The organism is Micromonospora sp. NPDC051543, assembly GCF_044454415.1.
Taxonomy (GTDB): Bacteria; Actinomycetota; Actinomycetes; order Mycobacteriales; family Micromonosporaceae; genus Micromonospora.
The window spans coordinates 312557-338501 of the sequence record NZ_JBITDT010000004.1 but is presented as its reverse complement, the minus strand read 5'-3'; the positions used below and the strand labels follow the sequence as shown (position 1 = coordinate 338501).

Here is a 25945-nt window from a genome sequence, read left to right as displayed (position 1 = left end):
GCCCCGGATTGCGACAAGCCGCGAAGGGACTGCCTGTTGCTGCCCGGACGACCGATCGTACACCTGTTCCAATGCGCACGTCAGGGATGGTCGACCCGGGTCGCCGAGCTCCGTCGTCACGACCGGTACCGTCTAGTCGTGACCGATCTGGTACGGGCTCCGGGCCCGGTGGTGATGGGCGTCCTCAACGTCACGCCGGACTCCTTCTCCGACGGCGGACGGTACGCCGACCTCGACGCCGCCGTCGGACACGGCGTCCGTCTGCGCGAGGCCGGGGCGGACCTGGTCGACATCGGCGGCGAGTCGACCCGCCCGGGCGCCGACCGGGTCGACGCGGCGACCGAGGCCGAACGCGTACTGCCGGTCATCCGCGAGCTGAGCGCCGCCGGGGTGCCGGTCAGCATCGACACCAGCCGCGCGCGGGTGGCCGAGGCGGCGCTCGCCGTCGGCGCCGTGGTGGTCAACGATGTCTCCGGCGGGCTGGCCGACCCCGACATGGCCCGCGTCGTACGGGACGCGGGCTGCCCCTGGGTCCTCATGCACTGGCGTGGCCACTCCCGGCAGATGCGTGACCTGGCCAGCTACACCGACGTGGTGACCGACGTACGCGTGGAGCTCGGGCAGCGCGTCGACGCGGCGCTGGCCGCCGGGGTGGCCGCCGACCGCATCGTCGTCGACCCCGGCCTCGGTTTCGCCAAGACGGCCGCCCACAACTGGGAACTCAGCGCGCGCCTACCGGAGCTGCTGGACCTCGGCTACCCGCTGCTCTTCGGCGCCAGCCGCAAGTCCTACCTCGGTCGCCTGCTCGCCGCCGCCGACGGCACACCGCGGCCAACCGCCCAACGCGAGGCCGCCACCGTGGCCACCAGCGTGCTGGCCGTCGCCGCCGGCGCCTGGGGCGTACGCGTGCACGACGTGCGGGCCACCGCGGACGCGCTCGCCGTCTGGACCGCCACCGGCCGGCCGCGCCTCACGCCCGTCCGTCCCGATGGCCAGCCCGTCGGCTGTGCGGAGGCCATCCGATGAGTGACCGGATCCAGCTGACCGGCCTGCGGGCCCACGGCCGGCACGGGGTGTACGACTTCGAGCGGGAGCAGGGGCAGGATTTCGTGGTCGACGCCGTCCTCGAACTGGACCTCGGCCCCGCCGCCGCCAGCGACGACGTCACCGCCACGGTCCACTACGGCGAGCTGGCCGAGCGGCTGGTGGCGGTGGTGACCGGAGAACCGGTCAACCTGATCGAGACCCTGGCCGACCGGCTGCTCGCGGTCTGCCTGGCTGACGAGCGGGTCGTCACCGCGACGGTCACCGTGCACAAGCCGGAGGCGCCGGTGCCGCACACGTTCACCGACGTGGCCGTCACGATGACGCGGACGCGTACCCGATGACCCGGGCCGTGCTGTCGCTCGGCAGCAACCTCGGCGATCGCCTGGATCACCTCCGGACGGCCGTCGCGACGCTGGGTGACTCCGTGCTGGTGGTCTCCGGGGTGTACGAGACTCCACCGTGGGGAGACGCCGACCAGCCCGCGTACCTCAATGCCGTGGTGCTCGCCCAGGACGGGAGCGCGACCCCGCGCGACTGGCTGGCGCGGGCCCACGACGCGGAGCGCGCGGCCGGTCGGGTCCGTGAGCCGGGGCGGCGGTTCGGGCCGCGCACCCTCGACGTGGACGTGATCGCGGTGTGGGGGGACGACGACGAGCCGTTGCTCAGCGACGAGGAGGAGCTGACCCTGCCGCACCCCCGCGCACACCTGCGCGCGTTCGTGCTGCGGCCGTGGATCGACATCCAACCGTACGGGCGGTTGCCCGGCCACGGCTGGCTGACCGACCTGCTCACCTCCGGCCCGGCCGCCGACGACGCGCTGGAACTGCGTCCCCGGCCGGAACTGACGTTAGAGTCGACGACATGACCCAGTGGAGCCGGCAGACATGAGTCAGGCGAAGTCCCCACCGCCGGGCCCCGACGGGTCGCGGATGGGCCCCACCCGGATCTCGACGCTGGTCGTGGCGGCCCTGGCCGCGGCGGCGGTGGCCTGGCTCCTGATCAGCGCGTTCTACTACTCCGGCATCCCCCGCCTGCCGTGGCTGCCGGTGGTGACGCTGGCCGCGCTCGCGGTGCTGGAGGCGTACGCGGCCGTCAACACGCGCGGCCGCATCGACCGGAAGCCCGGCCGGGATCCGGTCAATCCGCTGCTGGTCGCCCGGTTCGTGGTGCTGGCCAAGGCGTCGGCGCTGGCGGGCTCCATCTTCGCCGGTTTCTACGCCGGGCTCAGCGGGTGGCTCTTCGTGGAGACCACCCGCGCCGCCACCGAGGACCGGCCGGCCGCCGGAGGCGGGTTGCTGGCGTCGCTGGCGCTGGTGGGTGCCGCGCTGTGGTTGGAACGTTCCTGCCGCGTCCCGGAGCGCCCGGACGACGAGCACGAGCAGGACCAGCGCGAGAGCCGCCCCGGCCAGCGCTGAGCAGGGGGTTACGTCCGGCTCCCACCGCGGGTACGGTGCCTCCGATCGGAGAGCAACGGCCGCCCCGGTCCGTCCGTGTGCCAGGACGGAAGCGGCCGGCCACTGGGGAGGCGGTGCCATGGGGTACGAAGACACGGGCCGGGAGCGGTCGGTCGACCCCACGCCCGCGGTTCCCGCCGCCGTCCTGGAGAACGTCTTCGACGATCCCACCCACGGCGAGCCGGGCCGCGACCGCGTCGGCGTGCACGTGTTCTGGGAGTTCCTGCTGCTGGCCGGTCTGGCTGCCCTGGGCTGGCTGCTCTGGCGGGCCGACCCGGACGCGCTGCGCGGTGCGGACCTGCGCACCTTGCTGGTCGACGCGGTCGGCCTGGGGCTGCTCGCTCTCGCCGCCGGGCTGAGTCTGCGCACCGCCGCCCCCAACCTGGCCATCGGGCCGGTGGCCGTCGCCGCCGCGCTGCACTACGCGGAGCAGGGCGACCGGGGCCTGGCCACGTCCGTGGGGTCGGCCGTCGTGGTCGCCGCGGTGGGTGGTCTCGTGCTGGCGCTCGCCGTGGTGGCATTGCAGGTGCCCGCGTGGGCGGCGAGCCTGGCCGGCGCCGCCGGCGTGGTGGTGTACATCGAACGCCGGTCTGCGCCGGTGCTGGTGCAGGGGGACTACGACCCGAGGAGTGCGGCCGGCTACCTCTTCGCCGGGTTCGCCGCCGTCGCGGTCCTCGGCGGTCTGTTCGGGGCGATCCGCGCGATCCGCCGGTTGGTGGGCCGGTACCGGCCGGTCGCCGATCCGGCCCGGCGCCGGGGCACGCTGGCCGCCGTGGTCACCGCGCTGGCGCTCGTCGGCTCCACCGTGCTGGCCGCGCTCGCCGGGGTTTTGCTCGCCGCCAACCCTCCCGGCGTCGTCACGCCCACCTCCGGGCTGGACTGGACCGTCCTCGCCATCGGTGTGTCCCTGCTCGGCGGCACCAGCGCGTACGGCCGGCGTGGTGGCGTGTTCGGCACGGTGCTGGCGGTCGGCCTGGTCACCGTCTTCGAGGCGTACGCGCCGGAGCGCGACTGGTCGGTGAGCCGCTGGGCGGTGGGCGGGGTGGCGCTCGGTGTCGGGCTGTTGGCGACCCGACTGGTCGAGACGTTCGGGCGGCCCCGGCCGGGTGTGGTGGAGAAGCCCGAGCCCGTCGGCGACGGCACGATCAGCTCGGGTTGGAGCGTGCCCCGGCCCCAGTTGGCCGACAACTGGCCGCCCACGCTGCCGACGCCGCCCGCGCCGGAACCGGCCGACCCGTGGCGGGATCCCCGCTGGGAGGACGGCCCGCGGCGCTGGGATGTCGGCGACCGGTGAGCCGTGTGGCGTCCGCCGAGCCGGCGGTGATCTCGACCGTTAGGCTCGCCGCATGACCGACACACCAGCCGCCGCCCCCGGCGGAACCTCGTTCGAGGAACTCGACGCGCTGTCCACGGAGGAGCTGCGGGAGCGGGCGTTCGCCCTGGCCCGGGAGCGCCGCGACGTGGGCTTCTACTGGTCGGTGCTGCGCCACCTGCCGAACGCGGACGAGGCCACGGTGCTGGACGGCGCGCCGAACTCGATCGGCCCGACCATCGACGAGGCGAACGCCCTGTGGCGGGAGTTGACCGGGCACGGCTACGAGGAGTCGGCGCCGCTGCTGCGGGCCGCCTTCATCGACTACCTGTTGAAGCACTGAGCCGCCCCACGCAGCCCAGGTCCACCCGGCCGGCCGGCAGGAGCCCTGGGCGGATCATGGGATTCGTCCGTACGGGCCCGGTCAGCGGCTACGGGACGGCCGCCGGCACCGGCGCGCTCGCCGTACTGCTGCTGGTCGGCATCTGTGGCAGCCCGGCGTACACCGGTTGGGCCGCCGCGACACTGACCGACCCGAGCTCGGCGGGCGGCTTCTACCTGCGCCTGCTCGCTTGGCCGGCCTGGCGACTGGACGCGGACGGGCAGGCCGGCGGCCTGTTCGCCGCCGACCTGCGGGCCGTCGCGCTGGTGCTCCTCGCGGTGGCGCTGCTCTATCTGCTGCCCGCCGCGCAGGTGGCCCGGGTACCCGGGCCGGTCAGCCAGTTCTTCTCCGGCTGGGCCGCGTACGTGCTGGCCGGCGGGCTCGCCGCCGTGCTGGCGGCGCTCCTCGGCCCGGACCCGTCGCTGCTGAAGGCGCTGCAGGACGCGAGCAGCGGCGCCGGCTACGGCTTCCTCACCGGCTGGATCATCGGCACCGCAAGCCTCGGCGGCCGGGCCTAGCCGCCAGCCCGGCAGACCGGGGCCTAGCCGCCAGCCCGGCAGCCGGGCCTAGCCGCCAGCCCGAGCGGATTCAGCCAGGCCGCCTAGGCCGGCCGCTAGCGACCCAGGCCGAGCAGGCTCTGACGGCTGAGCGCGCCGACCGGGCGACCGTCGTCGGTCACCAGGAGCCGGTCCTGTCCCGACGTCAGCAGTGCCGCCAGGGCGTCGTACGCCGTGCGGTCTAGCCCCACGGTGGGCAGGTCGGCGGGGGCGTCGCCGGGCACGGGCTCCAGGGACTCCCGGTCGAGCGGGGTGACCGCCAACCGGCGGATGCCCCGGTCGGCGCCGACGAACTCCCGGACGAACGCGGTGGCGGGGGCGCCGAGCAGCGCGGCCGGCGTGTCGTACTGCTCGAGATGCCCGCCCTCGGACAGCACCGCGATCCGGTCGCCGAGCCGGACGGCCTCGTCGAGGTCGTGGGTGACCAGGACGATCGTCTTGCGGACCTCGGCCTGCAGGCGGAGGAACTCCTCCTGCAGGCGGGCCCGGACGATCGGGTCCACGGCCGAGAACGGCTCGTCCATCAGCAGCACCACCGGGTCGGCGGCGAGCGCGCGGGCCACGCCGACCCGCTGCCGCTGACCGCCCGACAGCTCGTGCGGATACCGGCGGCCGAACTGGTTCGGGTCCAGTCCCACCAGGTCGAGCAGCTCGTCGACCCGGGCGCGGGTCCGCTGACGGGACCAGCCGAGCAGGCCCGGGACGGTGGCCACGTTCGCCCGGACCGTCTGGTGGGGAAAGAGGCCGACGTTCTGGATCACGTAGCCGATTCGGCGGCGTAGCCGCACCGGGTCGGCGTCCGTCACGTCCTCGTCGCCGAGCATGATCCGACCGGCCGTCGGCTCGATCAAGCGGTTGATCATGCGGAGTACGGTCGACTTGCCGCAGCCGGACGGGCCGATGAGCACCACCAACTCGCCGGCCCTGACGTCCAGGCTCAGCTCCTTGACGGCCTCGGTGCCGTTCGGATAGCGCTTCTGGATGCCCTGCAGGGAGATCGACGCCGCGCGAGGGGACTCGGCTGCGCCGGGGGCCTCCGGGGTAACGTCCACGTATGTCCTTCCGCCTGAGCTACCGGGCCGACCCGGGTAACCCCTGGTTCTCCTGGCAGTACGTGCGGGACAACTCTGACACGATCCTCGCCGCCGTGCGCGAACACGCCTCCCTCACCGGGCGCGCGGTGCTGATCGCGGTGCTCATCGCCCTGCCGTTGTCCGTGCTCGCGTACTGGTTCCGCCCGTTGGCCGGCCCGATCCTCGGCGTCACCGGAGTGATCTACACCATTCCGTCGCTGGCGTTGTTCGCCTTCATCGCGCCGTACCTGGGGACCGGCGCCACCACCGTACTTGTCGGGCTGGTCCTGTACGCGCTGCTGCTGATCGTCCGCAACGTGGTGGCGGGGCTCAACCAGGTGCCGCCGGAGGTCGGCGAGGCCGCCGAGGGCATGGGCTACGGCCGGTGGCGGCGGCTGTTCCGGATCGACCTTCCGCTGGCCATCCCCGGCATCCTGACCGGGCTGCGGCTGGCCACCGTGTCGACCGTCGCGCTGGTCACGGTCGGGGTGCTGGTCGGGCACGGCGGCCTCGGGCAACTGATCTTCGCGGGCTTCCAGAACAACCTCTACAAGGCCGAGATCATGACCGGGACGGTGCTCTGCGTGGCGTTGGCGGTGCTGCTGGACCTGCTGCTGGTTCTCGTCGGCCGACTGGTCACCCCCTGGGCCGCCCGGGGCGTCCGGTGAGCGCCGCCGCGAACCCCCTGCAGCAGGGGGTGCTCTGGCTCAACGACCCGCTGAACTGGACCAACCCCGGCGGCATCCTGGATCGCCTCGGCGAGCACCTGACGATCTCCGCCCTGGCGGTGGCGCTCGGCTGCCTGGTGGCCTGGCCGGTCGGGCTCTGGCTCGGGCACGCCGGTCGGGGCGGCGGCCTGGTGGTGCTCGTGTCCAACGCCACCCTGGCCATCCCCACCCTGGCGCTGCTGACCATCCTGCCGCTGACGTTCCTCGGGTTCGGGCGTACGCCGGTGGTGGTGGCGCTCGCCGTCTTCGCCGTACCGCCGCTGTTGGCCAACGCCTACACCGGCGTACGCCAGGTGGACCCGGAGGCGCGCGACGCGGCCCGGGGGATGGGCCTGTCCGGCGGGCAGTTGCTGCGGCGGGTGGAGCTGCCGTTGGCGGTGCCGTACCTGGCCGCCGGTTTCCGGACCGCGGCCGTGCAGGTCATCGCCACGGCGGCGCTGGCCTCGTTCGTCAACGGCGGCGGGCTCGGCGAGATCATCCGCACCGGGTTCGGTCTGAGCATCGCCGTCGGCGGTGGGCAGATCGTGGCTGGCGGTGTGCTGGTGGCCGGGCTGGCGTTGCTGGCCGAGCTGCTGCTCGGGATCGTGGAACGCGTGGTCACCCCGCGTCCGTTGCGCCGGGGCCGGCAGCGTACGGGCCGTCCACGACCCGCCGACGCCACCGGCCGCGCCTGAACGGTCACCGCGCGTGCTCCGTCCGGGTGAGTGGACGCCGAACCGGCGACCAGCGGCGGGCCGGTCGGTGACGATGCGGTGACGAAGCCCATCCCGAGTTGTCGGTCGGTCGCGGACCATGTTGGGTGGGAATTGCGGGCGGCCGACAACCAGGATCGCCCGTCGGACACGCGGCCGGCCCGGGACGGGTCGCGCCGGGACACGGAAGGCGGGCGGCACATATGCGCGCACGTACACGTCTCGCGATCGGCGCCGTCGGCGTCGTGGCCGGGGCAGCACTTCTCACCGGGTGTGGCGACGCCGGCTCGTCCGGCACCGACGCTCCCCAGACCAGCGCCTCGGGTGCCGGGTGCGCACCGGTCGCCGGCAAGCAGCTCATCGCGCTGACCGACGACAAGAAGCTCCAGAACTCCGACAACGTCATCCCGGCGATCAACAGCAAGGTGGCCAACCCACAGCTGATCGCCGCGCTCGACAAGGTCTCCGCGACGCTCGACACGCCGAAGCTGGTCCAGCTCAACAAGGCGGTCGACGTCGACCGCAAGACCCCCAAGGTCGCGGCCGAGGAGTTCGCCAGCGCCAACAACCTCACCGCGGGCATCGCCAAGGGCCCGGGTGGCGAGATCGTGGTCGGCGCCGCCAACTTCAGCGAGAGCCAGATCCTGGGCGAGCTGTACCGCATCGCGCTCACCGGCGCCGGCTACCAGGTCAAGGTGCAGCAGATCGGCAACCGCGAGCTGTACGAGCCGGCGTTGGAGAAGGGCGAGGTCCAGGTCGTCCCGGAGTACGCGTCGACAATGGCCGAGTTCCTCAACACCAAGGCCAACGGCCAGAACCCCAAGCCCGTCTCCTCGCCCGACATCAACACCACGGTGACCGCGCTCAAGGCCGAGGGCGACAAGGTGGGCATCACCTTCGGTGCCCCGGCCGCCGCGCAGGACCAGAACGCCTTCGCGGTGACCCAGGAGTTCGCCGACAAGTACGGCGTACGGACCCTCTCCGAGCTGGCCTCGAAGTGCTCCGGCAGCGCCACCGTGCTGGGCGGCCCGCCGGAGTGCCAGCAGCGGCCGTTCTGCAAGCCGGGCCTGGAGAAGACCTACGGCCTGTCGGTGGGCTCGTTCTCCTCCCTGGACCAGGGTGGACCGCTGACCAAGAACGGTCTGCGTGAGGGCAAGATCAGTGTGGGTCTGGTCTTCTCCTCGGACAGCGCGTTCGCCACGAGCTGACGCTCTGCTACGGCGTGTGACGGACGCCCTCGCCCCGCAGGGGCGGGGGCGTCCGTGCGTCCGGGAACCGTTCCCTCCGGTGCGGATCGTCGGTAGGCTGCTCTTCCATGCCAGCCCCGGTCACCTCCGACGCCCGGCGTCAACCGCTTCTGCTGACCGTGCTCTTCTGGGGCGGCGTGGCTCTGGCGCCCGTCGCGGCGTTGATTCTCCTGGTGGCTGACGGTAACGGTCCGCTGCGTCTCGCGGCGGTGCTCGCCATCGTGGCAGTGGTCCTGATCGGCCTCTCCATCGCGCTGCGCCCCGACGGGGACGGCGCGTCGGCGCGGGCCGACGAGCTGCTGGAGGAGATCGAGGAGTTGCGCCGGGAGTTGCGCGCCGAGATCGTGGCCGCCGCGCAGCGCGGTAACCAGGCGCTCGACCAGGCGCAGCGCGCCCAGGAGGGGATCGCCGCGGTCCGTCGCCGCCTCGACGCCACCGGTGCGGCCCTCGCTGGCGGCGCCCCGGCCGCCGAGCCGGCGGTGGCCAGCCGGGCCCGTGTGCCATCCGTCGAACCGGTGGACGACACCCCACCCGCCCGCAGCCGGGTACCGGTGCCCGGCGACATCCCGGCCGCCCGGGTGCGGGTGCCGGCGCCGGTCGAGGCCGCCGGTCGGGTTCCGGGGCCGGCCACGGGGGAGGACGCCCCCCGGGTGCGGGTGCCGGCACCGGACGAGGCGGCCGGTCGCTGGGGGCGCGACGACCGTGCCGACGACGAACCGGCGTACCGCCACCGCGCCGTAGACGCTCCGGAGCCCACCGCCGGCAGCGTCTACGGCGCCGCTGGGCGCCCGCCGGAGCACGACCGGGCGCGGGAGTACGACCCTCCGCGCGAGTACGACCGCCCGCGTGAGCGCGAGCGCCCGGAGTCGGCGCACCGGCCGGTCGGCGTGGTCCGGCACACCGAGACCGTGCACGTCACGACCCGGCACACCGTCGTCGACGGCGGTCCCGCCGAGTCGGGTGGGCGCTACGGCGCTGGGTACGGCGGCCAGTGGACCCCGCCGGCCCAGGAATGGACCCGGGGCGGCGGCACCCCGGGGCGTGCCCGTTCCTGGGACGACGCGCAGGAGCCCCGGTCCGCGTACGCCGACGACGACCGCGAGCGCCGCGCCGATGACCGGTCCTGGGGTACGCAGCACGCCTCTCGGGGGGAGTCGGCCCCGGTGGGCCCCCGCGACGGTTCGGGATGGGGCGGACCCGAGCGTGGCGACGAGGAGCCCCGCAGGGCGGCTCGCGGCGACGAGCCGGAGTGGACCGACCAGCGCGACGCGTACGCGCCGGCCGACGGGTCCGCGTGGGACGGTCGTTCGCAGCGCCGTGGCTGGTCGGAGCAGGCCGAGCCGGAGCGCGCCGGTGCCCCGCAGCCCGGTCCCGCCCTGCGCGCGGACGACACCGGCGAGTACTGGTCCCAGCTGCGGGCCGGCGACCGTTGGGCGGCCGTCCGCGACGACGACAAGGGCCGTGAGCTGCACGTCGGGGAACGCCGGGCCGAGGTGCACGCCGACGCCACGGGCACCGAGTACCGGATGGCGGACCGTTGGGCGTCCGTCCGCCACGAAGACGCCCGCCGGCAGGACGACGCCCGCCGGCAGGACGACGCCCGCCGCCACGAGGACCCGCGCCGCCACGAGGACCCGCGTCGCCACGAGGACGCCCGCTGGCAGGAGGATCCGCGCCGGCAGGACGAACGTCGGCCGGCGTTGCCGGTCGGTGGCGTGGCCGTACCGGACGAGTGGCGTCCGCCGCGTCAGCGCGGCCACGAGCCGGAACCCGCCCCCGAGCGAGGTGGTCGCCGCCGGGTCGAGGAACGGTACGGCTACCCGCCGCAGGACGACGCGCCCCGCGCCGGCGGCGCCCCGATCACCGACCGCTGGCGCTGATCCCGGTCACTTGTCGATGTCGCCGACGACGAAGAACATCGAGCCGAGGATGGCGATCAGGTCCGGTACGAGGCAGCCGGGCAGCAGGGTTGCCAACGCCTGCACGTTGGCGTACGACGCGGTGCGCAACTTCAACCGCCACGGCGTCTTCTCACCCCGGGACACGAGGTAGTAGCCGTTGATGCCGAGCGGGTTCTCGGTCCAGGCGTAGGTGTGGCCCTCCGGCGCCTTGAGCACCTTCGGCAGGCGGGTGTTGATCGGCCCGGTGAGCCGGTCCACCCGATCCAGGCACTGCTCGGCGAGGTCCAGCGACGCGTACACCTGGTCGAGCAGCACCTCGAAGCGGGCGTGGCAGTCCCCGGCGGTCTTGGTGACCACCGGCACGTTCAGCTCGTCGTACGCCAGGTAGGGGTCGTCGCGGCGCAGGTCCAGGTCGAGGCCGGAGGCGCGGGCCACCGGGCCGGACGCGCCGAACGCGGCGGCGTCGGCGGCGGACAGCACGCCCACTCCCACGGTGCGGGCCAGGAAGATCTCGTTGCGCCGGATCAGGTGGTCCAGGTCGGGCAGCCGCCGACGGACCTCGCCGATGGCCGCACGTGCCCGCCCGGTCCAGCCGTACGGAACCTCTTCCTTGAGGCCGCCCACCCGGTTGAACATGTAGTGGATCCGGCCCCCGGAGACCTCCTCCATCACCGCCTGGATGGTCTCCCGTTCCCGGAACGCGTAGAAGACCGGGGTGATCGCGCCGATCTCCAGCGGGTACGAGCCGAGGAACATCAGGTGGTTGAGCACCCGGTTCAGCTCCGCGAGAGCCATCCGCAGCCAGGTCGCCCGCTCGGGCACCTCCATGCCCATCAGGCGCTCCACGGCGAGCACCACGCCCAGCTCGTTGGAGAACGCCGACAGCCAGTCGTGCCGGTTGGCCAAAACGATGATCTGCCGGTAGTCGCGTACCTCGAAGAGCTTCTCCGCGCCCCGGTGCATGTAGCCGACGATCGGTTCGCAGGCGACCACCCGTTCGCCGTCGAGCACGAGCTTCAGTCGCAGCACGCCGTGCGTCGACGGGTGCTGCGGGCCGATGTTGAGCACCATGTCGGTGCCGAGCTGCTGACCGCCGGTGCCGGCGACCAGCCCGGCCCCGGTGCCGACGGTCAGTTCGCGGAGGTCCCCGGCGTCGGTGCTCATGCCCGTCATCGTGCCACGGCCGGCGGTAGCCCGATGCCGACCGGTTGGCGCAGCCACCAGTGCCCGCCGAGCCCGGCCGAATCGGTCAGCTCGGCCACCGCCGACGCCGCGGCCAGCGCCCGCACGTAGCCGGCCGGGTCGGTGCCGGCCAGGCTGAGCGGCGGTCGGCCGCCGTCGGCCCCGAGCGCCCGCAGCGCCTCCCGCTGAGAGACCAGGGAGTACGCACACCGGGCGACCGCTGCGCCAGCGGAGGCGACCGAGTCCATGGCCACGTGCGCGGTGACATCGCTCGACCCGTCCGGCACCGGAGGCACCTGCCGCCCACCTCGGTAACCGGTCAACGTCCCGTCCACCGGCCGCCCCTCCCGCAGATGCCCATAGTCGACCGCCACCGCCAACCCTCGGCAAATCCGTCGCACCGCATCGGCCCATGCCGCATCTCTGCTTCGGCCGATCTCGGCGCGTCGGTAGTCACTGCTGTGGGGTTCGGGGCAGCCCGGCCGGCTCCGGGCGGTCAGGCTTGATCCCTGCGCCGGCCGGGCTGCCCCGAAACCCGACTGACTTCCGCTTGTCGCGTCGGCCGAGGTCGAACCACCGGTCACGGCACGGTCCGCGCTGCGGGGGCTCGCGGGGCCGGGCCACCAGGTGGCCAGCCACTCAAGATCAGCGGCGGCGAGCGGCTCACCAACCGTCTCTACACCGGTCGAGGGTTCGACCAGCACGTACCGCCAGCCATCGTCGGCGTGCACCGCCACGTCGAGCGGAACGTTGTCCAGCCACTCGGTCGCCAGCAGCAGTCCGGTGATGCCGTCGGGGATCTCGGTGGTCCAGTGGATCTCCTTGGGCAGGTTCTCCGGCCGGTCGGCGTACTCGACTGCGGTGAAGCGGACTCGCTCCGCCAGCGACGGACGGACGGCGACCAACGACGGCTCGTCGGGCGCCGGCTCGTCGGGTGACAGACGGACGGCGGCCGCAGGAGTCAGGGTTTCCGGGGAGCCCGCCCACGCAGGGATCAAGCCTGACCGCCCGGAGTGGGTGGGCTCCCCGGAAACCCCGACCGCAACCCCGGCGGAGTCGGCGGGCTCCCCGGAAACCCCGACCGCAACCCCGGCGGACTCGGCGGGCCCGAGAAGGCGGCGTAGGGACATCAGCAGTTCCCCCCGTCCGGCACCGACGTCGACCACGTCCAGCCTCGGTGGATGGCCGAGGGCGGAGTCGACCTGCGTGAGGAGGCGCAGCAGCGCGGTGGCGAACGCGGGGGAGGCGTGCACGCTGGTCCGGAAGTGGTCGGCCGGTCCGGTGCCGGCCACGAAGAAGCCGTCCGGCCCGTAGAGGGCCTGGCTCATCGCGTCCCGCCACGGGATCGGCATCAGCGGGTGCGAAGTGCGGAGGGCGTCACCGTGCCGACCCTACGGCCACCGGTCCGGTGCCGGCCTCGGATCCCCGTCAGGCGGCCCTGCGGGGTTACGCCCGGAAGTAGTGCCCCTCGTCGAGGTCGGCGATCAGGCCGGCGGTGCCCGGGGAGTGGTGAAGGTTTTCACACATGCTTGTCCCGGTTCGGCGAGCCGGGCGCATACTTGCGATCGACCGGTACCCCTTCTCGAGGACTGGATCGTCGTCATGAGCGCACCGTTGCGCCCGCGTCCGGCCGCCCCACACGGGCCTGCCGGGTCGTGGGATCGCGCCGACACCGGCGCCCGCGCCACCTTCCGCCCACTCACCGTCGGTGTCGTCGGCGCGGGCCGCGTCGGGGCCGTGCTGGGCGCGGCGCTCGCCGCCGCCGGGCACCACGTGGCCGCCGTCGCCGGTGAATCCGGGGCCAGTCGCGCCCGCCTCGCGCTGCTGCTGCCCGACGTGCCCCGCCGCCCGGTCACCTCCGTCGCCCGCGTCGCCGCCGACCTGCTGGTGATCGCCGTGCCGGACGACGCGCTGGCCGAGGTGGTCACCGATCTCGCTCAGCGTGGCGCCCTGCACCCGGGTCAGGTGGTCGCGCACACCTCCGGCGCGCACGGTCTGGCCGTGCTGGCGCCGGCCGCCGCGCTCGGCGTCCGGCCACTGGCTCTGCACCCCGCCATGACCTTCACCGGTACGCCGGACGACCTGGCCCGCCTCGACGGAATCTCGTACGGGGTCACGGCCCCGGCTGACCTGCGTCCGCTGGCCGCCCGGCTCGTCACCGACCTGGGCGGCGTCCCTGAGTGGGTGGCCGAGGCGGACCGCCCGCTCTACCACGCCGCGCTCGCGCACGGTGCGAACCACCTGGTGACCCTGGTGAACGAGGCGACCGACCGGCTGCGTGACGCCGGGGTGGCCCGTCCGGAGAAGGTGCTCGCCCCGCTGCTGCGGGCCGCTCTGGAGAACGCGCTACGCCTCGGCGACGACGCGCTGACCGGCCCGGTGTCCCGGGGCGACGCGGGCACGGTCGAGCGGCACCTGGCCCGGCTGACCGCCACCGCGCCGGAGTCGGTCCCCGCTTACCTGGCGCTGGCCCGGCGTACGGCCGACCGGGCGATCGCTGCCGGCCGGCTACGACCGGTGGACGCGCAGTCGCTGCTCGGGGTGCTCGCCGGGACGGATCGGGAGGTGGCGGCATGACGCAGGTGGTGCACACCCGTGCCGAGCTGGACGAGGCCCGGGGCGCGCTGAAGGGCACCGTCGGCGTGGTGATGACCATGGGCGCCCTGCACGAGGGGCACGAGACGCTGCTGCGCGCGGCCCGGGAACAGGCCGACCACGTCCTGGTGACGATCTTCGTGAACCCGTTGCAGTTCGGGCCGAACGAGGACTTCGACCGCTATCCCCGCACGCTCGACGCCGACCTGGAGGTGTGCCGGCGGGCCGGCGCCGACCTGGTCTTCGCCCCCTCGGTGGCGGACATGTATCCGGACGGCCAGCCCCGGGTGCGGCTGGACCCCGGGCCGCTCGGCGCCGAGTTGGAGGGCGCGAGCCGTCCCGGCTTCTTCCACGGCGTCCTCACGGTGGTCCTCAAGCTGCTCCAACTCACGCGCCCCCACCTGGCGTTCTTCGGCGAGAAGGACTACCAGCAGCTCACCCTGGTCCGGCGGATGACCCGGGACCTGGACGTCCCGGTCGAGGTGATCGGCGTACCGACGGTCCGGGAGCCGGACGGGCTGGCGCTGTCCAGCCGCAACCGCTACCTGAGCGAGCCCGAGCGTGCGGCGGCGCTCAGCCTCTCCGCCGCGCTGCGGGCGGGGGCCCGGGCCGCCGACGACGGCCTGGACGCGGGCGAGGTGCTGGCCGCCGCGCACGCCGCGTTCGGCGCCGGTACGCCCGGGGCTCAGCTCGACTACCTGGTGCTCACCGATCCCGAGCTGGAGCCCGGGCCGGTGTCCGGGCCGGCCCGCCTGGTGATCGCCGCCTGGGTGGGCAGCACCCGGTTGATCGACAACGCGGCGATCCACCTCGCTCCTCGTCCCTGACCTCGGCCGTACCCCCACCACCCTTTCCGAAAGGCCAGTCCGATGCTGCGGACCATGCTCAAGTCGAAGATCCACCGCGCCACGGTGACCCAGGCCGACCTGCACTACGTCGGTTCGGTGACGGTGGACGAGGACCTGCTCGACGCCGCCGACCTGCTTCCCGGCGAGCAGGTCGCGATCGTGGACATCACGAACGGCGCACGACTGGAGACGTACGTCATCCCGGGTGCGCGGGGCAGCGGCGTGATCGGCATCAACGGTGCTGCCGCGCACCTCGTACACCCCGGTGACCTGGTCATCCTGATCTCGTACGCGCAGATGGACGACGCCGAGGCCCGGTCGTACCGGCCGCGGGTGGTGCACGTGGACGCCGACAACCGGGTGGTCGAGCTGGGCGTCGATCCGGCGACGGCAGCGCCGGGCACGGCGGGTGACCCGGTACCCAACCCGTTCGCGGTGTCCGGAGTCTGATCTCGCGCGCGGAGATTCCGGTCTGTCACCGGAAGGTCATTTCCGGTTACCCTGGGCACGCTGGCGGAAGCCGGTAGGTGGCTGGGGGAGGCCGCGATGCGCCGTGCCATGACGACCCTGTTCGCCACTGCCGTCACGGCAGTGCTGCTGGTGGGCTGTGCCACCTCCGGTGGGCTCGACGGCGACCTCACCGACGACTGGGCGGCGCTGCCGCCGGCCACGGCGTTCACGCCGGCGGTTGGGGTGTGCCAGGCCGCCGACTTCGTCGAGGTGGTCACGCTGGCCGCCTACCAGCCGATCGACTGCGCCGGCCCGCACCGGGTGGAGACCGTGCACGTGGGTGCGTTCCCCACCGAACGGCCCGCCGCGCCGGCCACCGGCTCGGTGGAGTTGCGCGGCGCGTTCGCCGAGTGCGACACCCGGGCCTCCGCGTACGTGGGCGACGACTGGCGGGCCGGGCGTCTGCGGCTGTCGGTGGCGCTGCCCTCCGGGCCGGGTTGGACGGCCGGCGCCCGCTGGTACCGGTGCGACGTCACCGAGTTGACCACGGTCGAGACGGCGGCGAAGGTGGTGGTCCGCTCCGGCAGCCTGCGGAACGCGTTGAAGGGCAACAGCGGGCTGCGGCTGGGCTGTCAGCAGACCCGGGGCGGGGCGGGCCGGGACGTGCAGACGCTGGTCCCGGTGGACTGCGCCGGCCGCCACGACGCCGAGTTCGTCGGGGTGTGGCGCGCGCCGGACAAGCCGTACCCGGCCAAGAACGCCGACTGGGCGCCCCTCTACACCGGCTGCCGCAGCGTCCTCGGGCGTTACGTGAGCGTGCCGGACGACTCCGACCTGCGGTTCCGCAGCGGCGTGGTGGTGCGTCCGCCGGGCGCGGGGCGCTGGCGCGTCGGTGACCGGGGGGTCCGCTGCTACCTGTGGTTGAGCGACCGTACGGTCACCGCGTCGTTGAAGGGCGTGGGCCCGGCCGGCCTGCCGGTGCGGACGAAGTGAGCGGCCGGACGGGGTAGCCCAAACCACTCGTTGAGCCCCCGCCGCCCCGGGCGAGGATCGTTCGGGTTGACTGATGGGATGGACCTTCCGACCGTCGACCTGCCGGCCCTGCCCAGACTGCTGGCCGCGCCCGAGCCCGGCTGGGTGGAGACCACCGACGTGATCGTGGTCGGGTCCGGGGTGGCGGGGCTGACCGCCGCGCTGCACCTGCGGGAGGCGGGCCTGCACGTCACCGTCGTCACCAAGGTCAATATCGATGACGGCTCGACCCGGTGGGCGCAGGGCGGCATCGCGGCGGTGCTCGACCCGGCGGACACGCCGGCGGCGCACGCGCGGGACACCGAGATCGCCGGTGTGGGGCTCTGCGACCCGGCGGCCGTACGGGTGCTCGTGGAGGAGGGGCCGACCCGGCTGCGGGAGCTGATGCGGATCGGCGCCGAGTTCGACCGCCATCCGGACGGCTCGCTGATGTTGACCCGTGAGGGTGGGCACCGGGCGGACCGGATCGTGCACGCGGGCGGCGACGCGACGGGCGCGGAGGTGCAGCGGGCCCTGCACGCCGCGGTGCAACGCGACCCGTGGATCCGGCTGGTCGAGCACGCCCTCGTGCTGGACCTGCTGCGCGCGCCCGGCGACGGCCCGGACGGCCTCGGCCCGGCCTGCGGGATCACCCTGCACGTGCTCGGTGAGGGCAGCGAGGACGGCGTGGGCGCGTTGCTCGCCCGGGCGGTGGTGCTGGCCACCGGCGGGATGGGGCAGGTCTTCGCGGCCACCACCAACCCGGCGGTCTCCACGGGCGACGGGGTGGCGCTGGCGCTGCGGGCCGGCGCGGCGGTGACCGACGTCGAGTTCGTGCAGTTCCATCCGACCGCGTTGATCACCCCCTCCGGCGTCGGGGTGCCCGGTGCCGGGCACGCGCAGCAGCCGCTCGTCAGCGAGGCGCTGCGCGGCGAGGGCGCGTACCTGGTGGACGGCGACGGCAAGCGGTTCATGGTGGGCCAGCACGAGCTGGCCGAGCTGGCCCCCCGGGACGTGGTGGCCAAGGGCATCCACCGCGTGCTGCTGGCCAGCGGCGCGGACCATGTCTTCCTCGACGCCCGGCACCTCGGCGGCGACTTCCTGGCCGCGCGCTTCCCGACCATCGTGGCGTCCTGCCTGGCGATCGGCGTGGACCCGGCCACCGACCTCATCCCGGTCGCCCCGGCCGCCCACTACGCCTCCGGCGGGGTCCGCACCGACCTGCGGGGCCGCACGTCGATCCCCGGTCTGTACGCCTGCGGCGAGGTCGCCTGTACGGGCGTGCACGGCGCGAACCGGTTGGCCAGCAACTCGCTGCTGGAGGGGCTGGTGTTCTCCCGGCGGATCGCCGACGACATCGCGGCCGGCCTGCCCGAGCAGGCGCAGCCGGCGGACGTCGGCGCGTGGCGCGGGGGTGCGGGCTGGGTGGTGCCGGCCGAGGCGACGCCGACGTTGCAGCGGGCGATGACGCGTGGCGCGGGGGTGCTGCGCTCGGCCGCGACGCTGGCCGGTACGGCTGCGGCGCTCACGGAGCTGGGCGCGGCGCGGGGTCGACCCCGGACCGCCGACTGGGAGGCGACGAACCTGCTCACGGTGGCGTCGACGCTCGTCGCGGCGGCGTACGCGCGCGCCGAGACGCGGGGGTGCCACTGGCGGGAGGACTTCCCGACGGCCGACGAACGGTGGCGGGGCCACCTCGTCGGGTCGGTCGGGGCGCAGGGCGCGGTGACGCAGCAGTGGGAGGCAAATTCATGATCGAGTCGACTCGGGTGGCGCTGCGGGCGGCCGGACTGGACCCGGAACAGGTACGACGAGTGGTCGAGACCGCGTTGGTCGAGGATCTGGGGCCGGACTTCCTGGACGTCACAAGCGTGGCGACCATCCCGGCCGAGCAGACCGACACCGCCGACCTGGTGGCCCGCGCGGACGGCGTGGTGGCCGGGCTGGCGGTGGCTGCCGCCGTGTTCGAGCTGGTGGGCGAGGTGACGGGCTTCGGTCGTACCGTCGAGGTGTCGTTGTCGGCCCGCGACGGCGAGCGGGTGGCCCGCGGCGACGTGCTGGCGACGGTGGCCGGCCCGACCCGGTTGCTGCTCACGGCCGAGCGGACGGCGCTGAACCTGCTCTGCCGGATGTCCGGGGTGGCCACCCACACCCGGGCCTGGGCGGACGCGCTGGCCGGCACGAAGGCGATGGTGCTGGACACCCGCAAGACGACGCCGGGCCTGCGGGCGCTGGAGAAGTACGCGGTGCGGGCCGGCGGCGGCACCAACAAGCGGATGGGCCTCTACGACGTGGCCATGATCAAGGACAACCACAAGCTGGCAGCCGGGGGCATCACGGCGGCGTACCGGCGGGTCCGGGAGTCGTTCCCGGAGGTGCCGGTGCAGGTCGAGGTGACCACCGTCGCCGAGGCCGTGGAGGCGGTGGAGGCGGGGGCCGACTTCCTGCTCTGCGACAACATGACTCCGGAGTTGCTGGCCGAGGCGGTGGCCGCGGTGGGCGACCGGGCGGAGCTGGAGGCCACCGGAGGGCTGACCCTGGAGGTGGCGGCCCGCTACGCGGCGACCGGCGTCGACTTCCTCTCGGTGGGCGCGTTGACGCACTCGTCGCCGATCCTGGACATCGCGCTGGACCTGCGCACGAACTAGTTGTCTAGGCTTCGAGCGTGCTGCTCTGCATCGACATCGGAAACACCAACACCGTGCTGGCGACCTTCGAGGGCGACAAGCTGGTGCACTCCTGGCGGATCAAGACCGATGCCCGTTCGACGGCGGACGAGCTGGGCCTGATGTTCCGGGGCCTGCTCGCCGGGGACAACGTCGAGATCACCGGGGTGGCCGCCTGCTCCACGGTGCCCGCGGCGCTGCGCTCGTTGCGGACCATGCTCAGCCGCTACTACGCCGATCTGCCGAGCGTCATCGTCGAGCCGGGCGTGCGCACCGGGGTGCAGTTGGCGATCGACAACCCGAAGGAGGTGGGCGCCGACCGGGTGGTGAACACCCTGGCCGCGTACACGCTCTACGGCGGGCCGTCGATCGTCGTGGACTTCGGCACCACCACCAACTTCGACGTGATCAGCGGTCGGGGCGAGTTCCTCGGTGGGGCGTTCGCCCCGGGCATCGAGATCTCCTTCGACGCGCTCGCGGCCCGCGCCGCCCAGCTGCGCAAGGTCGAGGCCACCAAACCCCGATCGGTGATCGGCAAGAACACCGTGGAGTGCCTCCAGTCCGGCCTGTACTTCGGCTTCGCCGGGCAGGTGGACCGGATCGTCGAGCGGATGACCGAGGAGTTGGGCGAGGTGCGGGCGGTGATCGCCACCGGCGGCCTCGCCTCCCTGGTGATGAACGAATGTCGCAGCCTCACCCACCACGAGCCGATGATCACGCTGATCGGCCTGCGGATGGTCTACGAGCGCAACCTCTGACGGGGTCAGCGGCGTCGGGCGCGCAGGACCAACGTCCGGTACGGCAGCTCGACGGTTTCCCGGCCGGCCAGGGCGGGGTGGGTGTCCAGCAGGTCGGCGAGCTCGCGCGCGACCCGCCGCTGATCGTCGGCCGAGGCGGTGAGCCAGTACGAACGGGTGCGGATCATGCCCAGCACCTCGTCCGGGGTGAGGACAGTGCGGTGCCCGAACTCGCGCGCCTCGACGGCCGTGAACCCGGGTCCGAAGTCGGTGTTGTTCTGGACCAGCTCGGCCGACTTGTCGTCGAGGTGGGCGATCCTGCCCAGCTCTGCCACCCATTCGACGCTGTCGTCCCGGATGTTCCAGATGGGGGCGAAGATGCCGCCGGGGCGCAGCACCCGGGCGATCTCGGCGTGCGCGGGCTCCCGGTCGAACCAGTGGTACGCCGTCCCGACCAGCACCGCGTCCGCCACGCCATCGGGCAGCGGCACGGCCTCTGCGCTGCCCGCCAGCGCCGTCGTGCCCGGCGTGGAGACCGCGAGTTGCGTCCGCATCCCCGGATCAGGCTCCACGGGTACGACGTGGAAGCCCAGCGCCTGCACGGCGCGCGTCAGGATGCCCGTGCCGGCGCCCAGGTCGACGACCTGCCCGCCGTCGCCCAGGCCGTCGAGGGCCCACCGGAGCGCCGTGGCGGGATAGGTGGGCCGGAACCGGTCGTAATCGCTCGCCGCGGCACCGAAGGACAGGGCGTGAGTGTGATCGACCATGTCGGGCAGGTTATCCCGTAACAGCCTCCGGAGCGCTTGAGTACGCTCGGGCCTGACCCCTGTATCTCCCGTGACGAGGAAGCGTGCCGTGAGCGAGCAGAACGCCGTGCCAGTGGACCCCGCCGACGACCTTCCCGAGCAGATGAAGGTCCGCCGGGAGAAGCGGGACCGGATGCTCGCCGAGGGCGTCGAGCCCTACCCGGTCGGCTTCCCGCGGACCACCACGCTGGCCGACGTCCGTGCCCGCTACGCCGAGCTGCCCACCGACACCGCCACCGGCGACGAGGTCTCGGTCACCGGCCGGGTGATCTTCGTACGCAACACGGGGAAGCTCTGCTTCGCGACCCTGCGGGACGGCGACGGCACGGAGTTGCAGGCCATGCTCTCCCTCGACCGGGTCGGCGCGGAGCGGCTGGAGGCCTGGAAGCGCCTCGTCGACCTGGGTGACCACGTCGGCGTGACCGGCGAGGTGATCACCAGCCGCCGGGGCGAGCTGTCGGTGCTGGCACAGCGCTGGGAGATGACCGCCAAGGCGCTGCGGCCGTTGCCGGTGGCGCACAAGCCGCTCTCCGAGGAGGCGCGGGTCCGGCAGCGCTACGTGGACCTGATCGTCCGCCCCCAGGCCCGGCAGATGGTCCGTACCCGCGCGGCGGCGGTACGGAGCCTGCGCGATTCACTGCACGGTCAGGGTTTCATCGAGGTGGAAACTCCGATGCTGCAACTCCTGCATGGGGGTGCGACGGCCCGACCGTTCGTGACCCACAGCAATGCGTTGAGCACCGATCTGTATCTTCGAATCGCTCCGGAACTGTTTTTGAAGCGCGCCGTCGTTGGTGGCGTGGATCGCGTCTTCGAGATCAACCGCAACTTCCGTAATGAGGGTGTCGACTCTTCGCACTCGCCGGAGTTCGCGATGCTGGAGACCTACCAGGCGTACGGCGACTACGACACGATCGGCGAGTTGACCCGCAATCTCGTGCAACAGGCGGCGATCGCGGTGAGCGGCTCGACGGTGGTGACCCACGCCGACGGGCGGGAGTTCGACCTGGGCGGCGAGTGGCGATCGGTGTCCCTGTTCGGGGTCCTTTCCGAGGCGCTCGGCGAGGAGGTCACGGTCCGTACCGAACGCGCTCGGCTGGTCGAGTACGCGGACAAGGTGGGATTGGCCGTGGACCCGAAGTGGGGCCCGGGCAAGCTGGCCGAGGAGCTGTTCGAGGAACTGGTCGTTCCCGGCCTGCAGGCGCCCACCTTCGTGCGCGACTACCCGGAGGAGACGAGCCCGCTCACCCGGGGGCACCGCAGTGAGCCGGGACTCGCCGAGAAGTGGGACCTCTACGTCCTCGGTTTCGAGCTGGGCACCGGGTACTCCGAGCTGGTCGACCCCGTGGTGCAGCGGGAACGGCTGGTCGCCCAGGCGCAGCTCGCGGCCCGCGGCGACGACGAGGCGATGCGTCTCGACGAGGACTTTCTCCGGGCCATGGAGTATGGAATGCCTCCCGCCGGGGGTATGGGAATGGGAATCGACCGCCTGTTGATGGCCCTCACCGGCCTCGGAATTCGGGAAACGATCCTCTTCCCGTTGGTCCGCCCGGAGTAGTCGTCCGCCGACTCCCAGCGAGTCGTAACGGCATCCTATTGACGGGGCGAGCAGCACGGGGGTTATTGTGCTCTCATTAGCAGGAGCGCCCTGCTCGAAAGGAATGTGGGACGTGGCCAAGCAGATCATTCACAAGCTGGTCGATGACCTGGACGGCGGGGACGCGGACGAGACCGTCAAGTTCGCGCTCGACGGCGTTCAGTACGAGATCGACCTGTCCGGCGCCAACGCCGCGAAATTGCGCGACGTATTCGCGCCGTACGTTGGAGCCGGCACCAAGGTTGGTCGCGGTGGCGTGGTGATCGGTGGGCGGGCCGCCCGCGGTCGCGGTGGCGCCACCGCCGACCGGGAGCAGAACAAGGCGATCCGGGACTGGGCCAAGAAGGCCGGCAAGGACATCTCGGACCGCGGTCGTATTCCGCAGGAGATCGTCGACGAGTTCCACGCCAAGCGCTGATCTCGTTCAGCGCAGCGGTGGCGACGGCCACCGCGGGGCGACACCGACGCCGGGCCGGAGCACTCTCCGGGCCGGCGTCGCCGTCTTTGCACGCCGTCGGGGCCGCGTGCGGTGGCCGGTCGCGGCGGGAATGTCGAGCGGACCGGGCGACGTTGTCCACAGGCGGTGGAGAAGTTTTCCACAACCTGTGGATGATCGTCGCGACCCCCCGCCGGGCCTCTGCGGGCCCTTCTGGGCCTCTCCGGAGGCGGCGGAGGGCTTCTCCGTGGCCGACCGGATTTCGCTCTACGCGTAGCGACAGGGGTACCGGAACACCTCCTGAGCGCGGACGGTTGTGCAAAACGACGTGGAACCGACCCGGACCGGAGAGACACGACCTCAGCTGAGTCGGTCAGCGACGATAGAGTAAGGAGGCACGGACGCCCGTCCCGGACGTTCGTGCACCGGCCCCGCCAAGATCTTGACCATCAAGGCGCACGGCACGTGAGGAGCACGAGGGCATGTTCGAGCGGTTCACCGACCGAGCGCGACGGGTTGTCGTCCTGGCCCAAGAAGAGGCCCGGATGCTCAACCACAACTACATCGGTACGGAACACATCCTGCTGGGCCTGATCCACGAAGGTGAAGGCGTCGCGGCAAAGGCCCTGGAGAGCCTCGGCATCTCCCTGGAGGGCGTCCGCCAGCAGGTCGAGGAGATCATCGGCCAGGGCCAGCAGGCGCCGAGCGGGCACATCCCGTTCACGCCGCGGGCCAAGAAGGTGCTGGAGCTGTCGCTGCGCGAGGCGCTGCAGCTCGGCCACAACTACATCGGCACCGAGCACATCCTGCTCGGGCTGATCCGTGAGGGCGAGGGCGTCGCCGCCCAGGTGCTGGTCAAGCTCGGCGCCGACCTCAACCGGGTCCGCCAGCAGGTGATCCAGCTCCTCTCCGGCTACCAGGGCAAGGAGCCCGCCGCGGCGGGTGCCGCGCCGGGTGAGGCCGCGCCGTCGACCAGCCTCGTGCTGGACCAGTTCGGCCGCAACCTGACCCAGGCCGCCCGCGAGGGCAAGCTCGACCCGGTCATCGGGCGCGAGAAGGAAATCGAGCGGGTCATGCAGGTGCTCTCCCGCCGTACCAAGAACAACCCGGTCCTGATCGGTGAGCCCGGCGTCGGTAAGACCGCCGTGGTGGAGGGGCTTTCCCAGAAGATCATCAAGGGCGAGGTGCCCGAGACTCTGAAGGACAAGCAGCTCTACACGCTCGACCTGGGTGCGCTGGTCGCGGGTTCCCGCTACCGCGGTGACTTCGAGGAGCGCCTCAAGAAGGTGCTCAAGGAGATCCGCACGCGCGGCGACATCATCCTGTTCATCGACGAGATCCACACCCTGGTGGGTGCGGGTGCAGCCGAGGGCGCGATCGACGCCGCCAGCATCCTCAAGCCGATGCTGGCCCGTGGTGAGCTGCAGACCATCGGTGCCACCACGCTCGACGAGTACCGCAAGCACCTGGAGAAGGACGCCGCTCTCGAGCGCCGGTTCCAGCCGATCCAGGTGGGTGAGCCGTCGCTGGCGCACACCATCGAGATCCTCAAGGGCCTGCGGGACCGTTACGAGGCGCACCACCGCGTGAGCATCACCGACGCCGCCCTCGTGGCCGCCGCGACGCTGGCCGACCGTTACATCTCGGACCGCTTCCTTCCGGACAAGGCGATCGACCTGATCGACGAGGCCGGCGCCCGGATGCGCATCCGCCGGATGACCGCGCCGCCAGACCTGCGTGACTTCGACGAGCGCATCGCCCAGGTGCGCCGCGACAAGGAGTCCGCGATCGACGCGCAGGACTTCGAGCGCGCCGCCCAGCTGCGCGACAAGGAGAAGCAGCTCCTCGGTCAGAAGGCGCAGCGGGAGAAGGAGTGGAAGGCCGGTGACCTGGACGTCGTCAGCGAGGTCGACGACGAGCAGATCGCCGAGGTGCTCGGCAACTGGACCGGTATCCCGGTCTACAAGCTGACCGAGGAGGAGACCTCGCGCCTGCTGCGCATGGAGGACGAGCTGCACAAGCGCGTCATCGGCCAGGAGGACGCGGTCAAGGCGGTCTCGAAGGCGATCCGGCGTACCCGGGCCGGCCTGAAGGACCCGAAGCGCCCGTCCGGCTCGTTCATCTTCGCCGGTCCGTCCGGTGTCGGTAAGACCGAGCTGTCCAAGGCGCTCGCCGAGTTCCTCTTCGGCAGCGAGGACGCCCTCATCCAGCTGGACATGTCCGAGTTCCACGACCGGTACACCGTGTCGCGGCTCGTGGGTGCCCCTCCCGGCTACGTCGGCTACGACGAGGGCGGGCAGCTGACCGAGAAGGTGCGTCGTCGTCCGTTCTCGGTGGTCCTGTTCGACGAGATCGAGAAGGCCCACCCGGACGTGTTCAACACGCTCCTGCAGATCCTGGAGGACGGTCGGCTCACCGACGGTCAGGGCCGGATCGTGGACTTCAAGAACACGGTCATCATCCTGACCACCAACCTGGGCACCCGTGACGTCGCCAAGGCGGTGTCGCTGGGCTTCCAGCAGTCGGAGGACTCCGAGTCCAACTACGACCGGATGAAGCAGAAGGTCAACGACGAGCTCAAGCAGCACTTCCGGCCTGAGTTCCTCAACCGGATCGACGACACCATCGTCTTCCACCAGCTGCGCCAGACCGAGATCCTCTCGATCGTGGACATCATGATCCAGCGGATCGAGGGCCAGCTGCGCAACAAGGACATGGGTCTGGAGCTGACCGACAACGCCAAGAAGTACCTGGCGGCGAAGGGCTTCGACCCGGTGCTCGGTGCCCGTCCGCTTCGTCGCACGATCCAGCGCGACATCGAGGACAACCTCTCCGAGCGGATCCTGTTCAACGAGCTGACCCCCGGTCAGATCGTGGTGGTGGACTGCGAGGGCGACCCGAACGACATCGACAAGTCCAAGCTCGTCTTCCGGGGTGCGGAGAAGCCGGTCGAGGTTCCGGACGCCGTTCCGGCCGACCTCGGGGGCACCGCCGCCGGCACCGCGGCAGCGGCGACGGACGAGGTGGCATAACCAGCAGCACAGCAGCACAAGAGGCGGGGCTCCGGCGGCGTAAGCCACCGGGGCCCCGCTCCTTTCTGCGCACCGCCCCTCAACTCGACGCCGCGCGTTCATCGCCGGGGAGGTACGCCCGGCCGTCCGGCGTGCCGCCGAGGGCGGCCGGACCGCCCACAACACCACCAAAGGACGCGCAGGAGGGTGGGG

At 72.5% G+C, this 25945-nt stretch carries 25 protein-coding genes; 21 read left to right on the top strand and 4 right to left on the bottom strand.

What is annotated here, in order from left to right; genetic code table 11:
- Positions 1 to 138 precede the first annotated feature (138 nt).
- The 7 genes from folP (at position 139) to ACIA3K_RS09475 (ending at position 4713) form a co-directional block, all read left to right on the top strand.
- Positions 139 to 1026 carry a dihydropteroate synthase gene (folP, locus tag ACIA3K_RS09505; RefSeq protein WP_396800158.1) on the top strand — a complete coding sequence of 296 codons (888 nt, stop codon included), beginning with the start codon at positions 139 to 141 and terminating at the stop codon, positions 1024 to 1026.
- Positions 1023 to 1388, top strand: a complete 366-nt coding sequence (folB, locus tag ACIA3K_RS09500) for a dihydroneopterin aldolase (RefSeq protein ID WP_396800157.1) — start codon at positions 1023 to 1025, stop codon at positions 1386 to 1388. The genes folP and folB overlap by 4 nt, the downstream gene beginning before the upstream one ends.
- Complete coding sequence (gene folK / locus ACIA3K_RS09495; protein WP_396800155.1) at positions 1385 to 1912, top strand: 2-amino-4-hydroxy-6-hydroxymethyldihydropteridine diphosphokinase; 528 nt, start codon at positions 1385 to 1387, stop codon at positions 1910 to 1912. Before folB ends, folK begins: the two co-directional genes overlap by 4 nt.
- 19 nt (positions 1913 to 1931) lie before the next feature.
- Complete coding sequence (locus ACIA3K_RS09490; protein ID WP_355052490.1) at positions 1932 to 2462, top strand: DUF3180 domain-containing protein; 531 nt, start codon at positions 1932 to 1934, stop codon at positions 2460 to 2462.
- 118 nt (positions 2463 to 2580) lie between these two features.
- A complete protein-coding gene (locus tag ACIA3K_RS09485) occupies positions 2581 to 3795 on the top strand; it encodes an ABC transporter permease (protein ID WP_396800153.1) in 1215 nt (404 codons plus the stop codon).
- Positions 3796 to 3847: 52 nt separating this feature from the next.
- Positions 3848 to 4156: a hypothetical protein gene (locus ACIA3K_RS09480; RefSeq protein ID WP_355052488.1), complete on the top strand. Its 309-nt coding sequence runs from the start codon at positions 3848 to 3850 to the stop codon at positions 4154 to 4156.
- 56 nt (positions 4157 to 4212) lie between these two features.
- Positions 4213 to 4713, top strand: coding sequence for a hypothetical protein (locus tag ACIA3K_RS09475; RefSeq protein ID WP_396800150.1), 501 nt, complete (start codon positions 4213 to 4215; stop codon positions 4711 to 4713).
- 95 nt (positions 4714 to 4808) lie between these two features.
- On the opposite strand, the gene ACIA3K_RS09470 is transcribed toward ACIA3K_RS09475, so the two are convergent.
- Positions 4809 to 5804, bottom strand: a complete 996-nt coding sequence (locus ACIA3K_RS09470) for an ABC transporter ATP-binding protein (RefSeq protein ID WP_396800149.1) — start codon at positions 5802 to 5804, stop codon at positions 4809 to 4811.
- A gap of 2 nt (positions 5805 to 5806) precedes the next feature.
- Between ACIA3K_RS09470 and ACIA3K_RS09465 the strand changes: the two genes are divergently transcribed.
- The 4 genes from ACIA3K_RS09465 to ACIA3K_RS09450 all read left to right on the top strand — a co-directional run bounded on the left by ACIA3K_RS09465 (position 5807) and on the right by ACIA3K_RS09450 (position 10372).
- A complete protein-coding gene (locus ACIA3K_RS09465; protein ID WP_357132758.1) occupies positions 5807 to 6493 on the top strand; it encodes an ABC transporter permease in 687 nt (228 codons plus the stop codon).
- A complete protein-coding gene (locus ACIA3K_RS09460) occupies positions 6490 to 7227 on the top strand; it encodes an ABC transporter permease (RefSeq protein WP_396800148.1) in 738 nt (245 codons plus the stop codon). The genes ACIA3K_RS09465 and ACIA3K_RS09460 overlap by 4 nt, the downstream gene beginning before the upstream one ends.
- A 221-nt stretch (positions 7228 to 7448) precedes the next feature.
- Positions 7449 to 8453, top strand: a complete 1005-nt coding sequence (locus tag ACIA3K_RS09455) for a glycine betaine ABC transporter substrate-binding protein (RefSeq protein WP_396800146.1) — start codon at positions 7449 to 7451, stop codon at positions 8451 to 8453.
- 107 nt (positions 8454 to 8560) lie between these two features.
- On the top strand, positions 8561 to 10372 hold the full coding sequence (locus ACIA3K_RS09450; RefSeq protein WP_396800145.1) for a hypothetical protein: 1812 nt from the start codon (positions 8561 to 8563) through the stop codon (positions 10370 to 10372).
- A gap of 6 nt (positions 10373 to 10378) precedes the next feature.
- On the opposite strand, the gene ACIA3K_RS09445 is transcribed toward ACIA3K_RS09450, so the two are convergent.
- Positions 10379 to 11566: an NADH-quinone oxidoreductase subunit D gene (locus ACIA3K_RS09445; RefSeq protein WP_396800144.1), complete on the bottom strand. Its 1188-nt coding sequence runs from the start codon at positions 11564 to 11566 to the stop codon at positions 10379 to 10381.
- Positions 11563 to 12927 carry an SAM-dependent methyltransferase gene (locus ACIA3K_RS09440; RefSeq protein ID WP_396800143.1) on the bottom strand — a complete coding sequence of 455 codons (1365 nt, stop codon included), beginning with the start codon at positions 12925 to 12927 and terminating at the stop codon, positions 11563 to 11565. The genes ACIA3K_RS09445 and ACIA3K_RS09440 overlap by 4 nt, the downstream gene beginning before the upstream one ends.
- A gap of 250 nt (positions 12928 to 13177) precedes the next feature.
- On the opposite strand from ACIA3K_RS09440, the gene ACIA3K_RS09435 reads away from it, so the two are divergent.
- The 7 genes from ACIA3K_RS09435 to ACIA3K_RS09405 all read left to right on the top strand — a co-directional run bounded on the left by ACIA3K_RS09435 (position 13178) and on the right by ACIA3K_RS09405 (position 19903).
- Positions 13178 to 14152 (top strand): Rossmann-like and DUF2520 domain-containing protein, encoded by a 975-nt coding sequence (locus ACIA3K_RS09435; protein WP_396800141.1) that lies wholly within the window; start codon positions 13178 to 13180, stop codon positions 14150 to 14152.
- A complete protein-coding gene (gene panC, locus ACIA3K_RS09430; RefSeq protein WP_396800140.1) occupies positions 14149 to 14997 on the top strand; it encodes a pantoate--beta-alanine ligase in 849 nt (282 codons plus the stop codon). The genes ACIA3K_RS09435 and panC overlap by 4 nt, the downstream gene beginning before the upstream one ends.
- A gap of 42 nt (positions 14998 to 15039) precedes the next feature.
- A complete protein-coding gene (gene panD / locus ACIA3K_RS09425; protein ID WP_355051012.1) occupies positions 15040 to 15468 on the top strand; it encodes an aspartate 1-decarboxylase in 429 nt (142 codons plus the stop codon).
- 96 nt (positions 15469 to 15564) lie between these two features.
- A complete protein-coding gene (locus ACIA3K_RS09420; RefSeq protein ID WP_396800139.1) occupies positions 15565 to 16461 on the top strand; it encodes a septum formation family protein in 897 nt (298 codons plus the stop codon).
- Between the two features lie 78 nt (positions 16462 to 16539).
- Entirely contained in the window at positions 16540 to 18234 is a 1695-nt protein-coding gene (locus tag ACIA3K_RS09415) for an L-aspartate oxidase (protein WP_396800137.1), read from the top strand.
- Positions 18231 to 19127 carry a carboxylating nicotinate-nucleotide diphosphorylase gene (gene nadC / locus ACIA3K_RS09410; RefSeq protein WP_396800136.1) on the top strand — a complete coding sequence of 299 codons (897 nt, stop codon included), beginning with the start codon at positions 18231 to 18233 and terminating at the stop codon, positions 19125 to 19127. The genes ACIA3K_RS09415 and nadC overlap by 4 nt, the downstream gene beginning before the upstream one ends.
- Positions 19128 to 19144: 17 nt before the next feature.
- Positions 19145 to 19903: a type III pantothenate kinase gene (locus ACIA3K_RS09405; RefSeq protein WP_396800134.1), complete on the top strand. Its 759-nt coding sequence runs from the start codon at positions 19145 to 19147 to the stop codon at positions 19901 to 19903.
- 5 nt (positions 19904 to 19908) lie between these two features.
- On the opposite strand, the gene ACIA3K_RS09400 is transcribed toward ACIA3K_RS09405, so the two are convergent.
- Complete coding sequence (locus ACIA3K_RS09400; RefSeq protein ID WP_396800133.1) at positions 19909 to 20649, bottom strand: class I SAM-dependent methyltransferase; 741 nt, start codon at positions 20647 to 20649, stop codon at positions 19909 to 19911.
- 88 nt (positions 20650 to 20737) lie between these two features.
- Here ACIA3K_RS09400 and lysS point away from each other — a divergent pair, with 88 nt between their 5' ends.
- The 3 genes from lysS to ACIA3K_RS09385 all read left to right on the top strand — a co-directional run bounded on the left by lysS (position 20738) and on the right by ACIA3K_RS09385 (position 25753).
- Entirely contained in the window at positions 20738 to 22246 is a 1509-nt protein-coding gene (gene lysS / locus ACIA3K_RS09395) for a lysine--tRNA ligase (RefSeq protein WP_396800132.1), read from the top strand.
- 112 nt (positions 22247 to 22358) lie between these two features.
- On the top strand, positions 22359 to 22703 hold the full coding sequence (locus ACIA3K_RS09390) for an Lsr2 family protein (protein WP_355051005.1): 345 nt from the start codon (positions 22359 to 22361) through the stop codon (positions 22701 to 22703).
- A gap of 500 nt (positions 22704 to 23203) precedes the next feature.
- Positions 23204 to 25753, top strand: coding sequence for an ATP-dependent Clp protease ATP-binding subunit (locus ACIA3K_RS09385; protein ID WP_179781273.1), 2550 nt, complete (start codon positions 23204 to 23206; stop codon positions 25751 to 25753).
- The last annotated feature ends 192 nt before the right edge of the window (positions 25754 to 25945 follow it).